This window comes from Tatumella sp. JGM91, assembly GCF_018257575.1.
Taxonomy (GTDB): domain Bacteria; phylum Pseudomonadota; class Gammaproteobacteria; order Enterobacterales; family Enterobacteriaceae; genus Tatumella; species Tatumella punctata.
In genome coordinates this window covers 1-4140 of the sequence record NZ_JAERJP010000043.1, presented here as the reverse complement: position 1 = coordinate 4140, position 4140 = coordinate 1, and the positions used below count along the sequence as shown (strand labels likewise).

The window sequence follows — 4140 nt, the reverse complement described above, 5'->3', positions numbered from 1 at the left end:
CTGTCACTGGTTTCGCGGATGCCGAAAGCAAAATCGTAACACGAGGTGAAATCAGGGATGAAAATTTACCGTCCGCTTTGGGAAGACGGAGCCGCTCTGGCTCCGCAACAGTTCCAGCAGCAGGATCGCTGGAGTGAACACGTTGCCGACATGGTCGCCAGAATGGGGATTTCTCATCCCTGGGGCGTGGTGGCGGCTGAATTTGATGATGCGGCACTTGCGCTCTCACGCCTGAATGCCACCCGTCTGGTGGTGCGCTTTCAGGACGGAACCCTTGTTGATACCGACCTGGCAGACAGGCTTCCTCCGGTCTGTGATGTGTCTGTTGCCGCTGGCAGTGAAGCTGTTGAGGTGGTTGTCGCGCTGCCGTTACTCAGCGCCAGTGGCGGCAACCTGGATAATGGTCAGGACAGTGAGCGCCCGCGTCGCTGGAAAGCTGAGCGTGTGGTGGTACAGGAGCTGGCCGGGCATGAAAGCGGGGAACTCGGGATTCTGCGTCATGCGCTGACTCTGCGCCTGTCCAGCCAGCAAAACGCGGCATATCTGATCTGTCCGGTGGCCCGGCTGGTACCTAATGCGCAAGGACAGTGGAGCCGCGATCCGGCTTTTATTCCGCCGATGCTTTCTGTTGCTGCCAGCCCTTGGCTGACGACTGAACTGGATGGCCTGCTGGTCCGTCTGCAGGCCCGCCGCCGTCGACTGATGGTCATGCGTCGTGAAAGCAATGCGCGGATGGCCGACTTTGCGGTCGCGGATGTATCTCTGTTCTGGCTGCTCAATGCCCTGAACAGCGCCGGACCGGTGCTGACTGAACTGCTTCAGACGCCGGAACGTCACCCGGAACTGCTGTACCGCGAACTGACCCGTCTGGCCGGCAGCCTGCTGACCTTTTCACTGCAGCACGATATCGGCGATATTCCTGCTTATCAGCACGATGCACCGGAGCGGGTATTCCCGCCGTTGCTGGCCCTGCTCGATAAGCTGCTGGAAGCGAGCCTGCCGTCGCGTGTGGTCAGTATTCAGCTTGCCCATCAGGAACAAATGTGGAAAGGCGTCCTGCATGATGCACGCCTGCGCGAAGGGGCAGACTTCTACCTCTCCGTACGCTCCTCCATGCCGAATCATGAACTTCAGGAGAAATTCCCGCAGTTGTGTAAAGCAGGCAGCTTTGATGATGTGTCTGATGTGGTGAATGTGGCTCTGAGCGGGATGGCTATCAAGCCTTTGGCCCATGTTCCGGCGGCTATCCCGTTACGCCTTGAGAACCAGTACTTCTCGCTGGATCTGACTACGGAGGCGGGGCGTGCGATGCTTGAGATGGGCAGTTGTACTTTCTATACCCCGCGTTCACTGGGGGATGTGAATCTTGAATTGTTTGCGGTGCTGCGCTCATGAATAAATCCGAACTCAGCCAGACAGAACGTATTTTCTACCCGGGCTGGCTGATGGCCAGTCAGCTGCGGGGCGGTCAGGAAATCCGGGACGGGGAGGGGCTTTATCGCCGGGCCTGCGGCCTGGTACAGGAAGCGAAAGCTGCACTCACAGAGGCAGGTAACAGCGACATCAGCCGTGACCATATGCTGTATGCCCTGTGTGCACTGCTTGATGAGAGTGTGATGAACCGGGGAACTACCGATGATGGTTATCTGACCTGGCGTCGTGACCCGCTGCAGGCACACTTCTTTGGCACCCTGAATGCCGGTGAGGAACTGTGGGCAAGGATCCGTAACCTGCTGAAAGAAACTGCGCCGGATACAGCGGTACTGACCTGCATGTACCGGACCCTGCAACTGGGATTTGTCGGTCAGTATCGCGCCCGGCATGATGAGCGCCGGGAAACTATTGTTCGCACACTCGCGGAGCGGGTACCGGCTTTCACGCTGGCACAGGACACCCCGATGATTGTCCGGGGATCACGCTTGTACGGTGGCCGCCCTTGGTACTGGCTGACCTGGGGTGTGGCCGCTGTCGCCCTGGTTGCGCTCTGGTTCTTCCTTTCGTCTTCACTTACTGATCTGGTAAGCCAGACCCTCAGGCCGGGGTAAGCGATGCGGGATACGTACCAAAGTTTGTTAACTGCTCTGGGTGCCGTACTGGCACTGTGGCTTCTCCTCGGATTCTGGCCACTGTCCACAGGCAGCCGTGTGGCACTCAGTCTGCTGGTCGTTCTGGTGTCCGGAGGGATGTTCTGGCGTCAGCGCAGGGCTTCTCAGGCACGGGTGACCGCTGTCCCGGAGATTATGGATGAAAACCTGCCACCGGAAGATTTCCAGGGGGCGGTGATCCTCGTCTGTGGTGACAACACCCTGCTGTTTGTGTCTGGTTCACGCCACCGGGAAACCCGGCAGGGATGGTATCTGTGGGTGAAAGATGCGGAACAGCTGCCACTCTTTGCCCTGCACCTGAGCCTGGTGCGCCCCGCTCTGGTATCGCAAATCTCCGTTATGCTGGCGGTGGTACCTGAACAGCACAGGTCCGGTGATGATTTTACCCAGTCTCTGCGGGGCTGGCAGCGGGCTGTCGTCCAGTGCCGGGAGGCATTTGGCATGATCCCTCCGTTGTGGACCGTGGTCTGGGTGTCACCTCCTGCTGTCTGTACCGGTGCGGAGCCGGTCTGGTTTACCACACTAAGCTCGCGGAGTGGTATTCAGGCGTATCCGCCCGGCCCGGGCAATCTGTCGCTGACGGAGTGGACCCGCGAAACAGTCCCGGAGGAGCGGCTTTCGCGTCTGAGCCAGGGGCTGTGGCTGGAGAGTCTGCTTGACTGGCAGAACAGTGTGGTGAATGACCTGTTGTCGGTACGACGGGGTGAGTTACCTGTGATCAAGCTCTGCGTGCAGGGCATATGCATGGTACCGGTGAGCGGTATCGCGGGTAATCTCTGGCAACAACACATCACTTCCGTAACGGCGCTGCCACCGGAGGTTGTTGTGACCAGCGAGCCATTACCGCTGCCTGAACTGCAACTGCCGGCGTTACCGCGCCGACGTGGTATCAGCCACAGAATGCTGTTCTGGCGCTATGCCGGATTACTGGGCGGGATTTTCCTCGCACTGGCCATGCTGGCATCCTGGGTGAATAACCAGCGCCTGATTCGTAATATTGGCGATCACCTTGCGTTATATCAGCAACTGACGGGCAAGCCTGTTGCACCGAAACTGCGTGCGCAGCAGCGCCTCAGGAGTGATAGCGCATTACTGGACGACTGGCAGCGTCGCGGAGAGCCACTGCGTTATCGTCTGGGGCTGTATCAGGGGCTGCACCTGGTGCCAGCCATTGAGGCCGCCATCAGCGACTGGGCACCGCCGCCGCCGCCTCCCCCGGTTATTAAGACAATCATTCAGGGGCCGAAAAATCTGCGCCTCGACAGCATGTCGCTGTTCGATTCCGGCAGCTTCGATCTCAGGCTCGGCTCCACCAAACTGCTGGTTAACTCGCTGGTCGGCATCAGGGGCAAACCCGGCTGGCTGATTGTGGTGGCGGGCCATACGGATAACACCGGTAAGCCGGCACTGAACCAGACGCTGTCCCTGAAGCGTGCTGAAGCGGTGCGTGACTGGATGCGTGACACCGGGGATGTACCTGAAAGCTGTTTTGCGGTGCAGGGCTATGGTGCAAGCCGTCCGATCGCAACCAATGACACCCCGCAGGGCCGGGCGCTTAACCGCCGTGTCGAAATCAGTCTGGTACCGCAGGCGAATGCCTGCCAGCGACCGGGCCCACCCCCGGCGCCATCGCAGAATAATGGCGCTTTATAAAAAGAATACACAAAGTCATTCGGGCCGGATCGCGGCGGCAACGGAATGAGTCCCCGGCAGCAGAGACAGCTCTGTGAACGGGGCGAATGACGGTCGCCGGCAAAGAGGCAGCCTGAAGGATGATGTGTATAAATGGAGAAATTATCATGGCAATCCCTGTTTACCTCTGGCTGAAAGACGATGGCGGCGCGGACATCAAAGGGTCTGTGGACGTTCAGGATCGTGACGGCAGTATTGAAGTGGTGGCGCAGCAGCATAACCTGTATATCCCGACCGACAACAACACCGGCAAGCTGACCGGTACCCGTATCCATACCCCGTTCCAGTTCACCAAGCAAACCGACTCGTCCAGCCCGTACTTCTACAAGGCGGTAACGACCGG

At 59.1% G+C, this 4140-nt stretch carries 4 protein-coding genes; all 4 read left to right on the top strand.

From position 1 onward, the window contains the following. Nucleotides 1-57 precede the first annotated feature (57 nt). Nucleotides 58-1395 (top strand): type VI secretion system baseplate subunit TssK, encoded by a 1338-nt coding sequence (tssK, locus tag JK198_RS16635; RefSeq protein ID WP_212711051.1) that lies wholly within the window; start codon nucleotides 58-60, stop codon nucleotides 1393-1395. Then, nucleotides 1392-2045 (top strand): type VI secretion system protein TssL, short form, encoded by a 654-nt coding sequence (gene tssL / locus JK198_RS16630; RefSeq protein WP_212711050.1) that lies wholly within the window; start codon nucleotides 1392-1394, stop codon nucleotides 2043-2045. The genes tssK and tssL overlap by 4 nt, the downstream gene beginning before the upstream one ends. 3 nt (nucleotides 2046-2048) lie before the next feature. After that, nucleotides 2049-3758: an OmpA family protein gene (locus JK198_RS16625; protein ID WP_212715370.1), complete on the top strand. Its 1710-nt coding sequence runs from the start codon at nucleotides 2049-2051 to the stop codon at nucleotides 3756-3758. A gap of 146 nt (nucleotides 3759-3904) precedes the next feature. Beyond that, the coding region (gene tssD, locus JK198_RS16620) for a type VI secretion system tube protein TssD (RefSeq protein WP_212711059.1) at nucleotides 3905-4140 on the top strand (236 nt) is incomplete at its 3' end.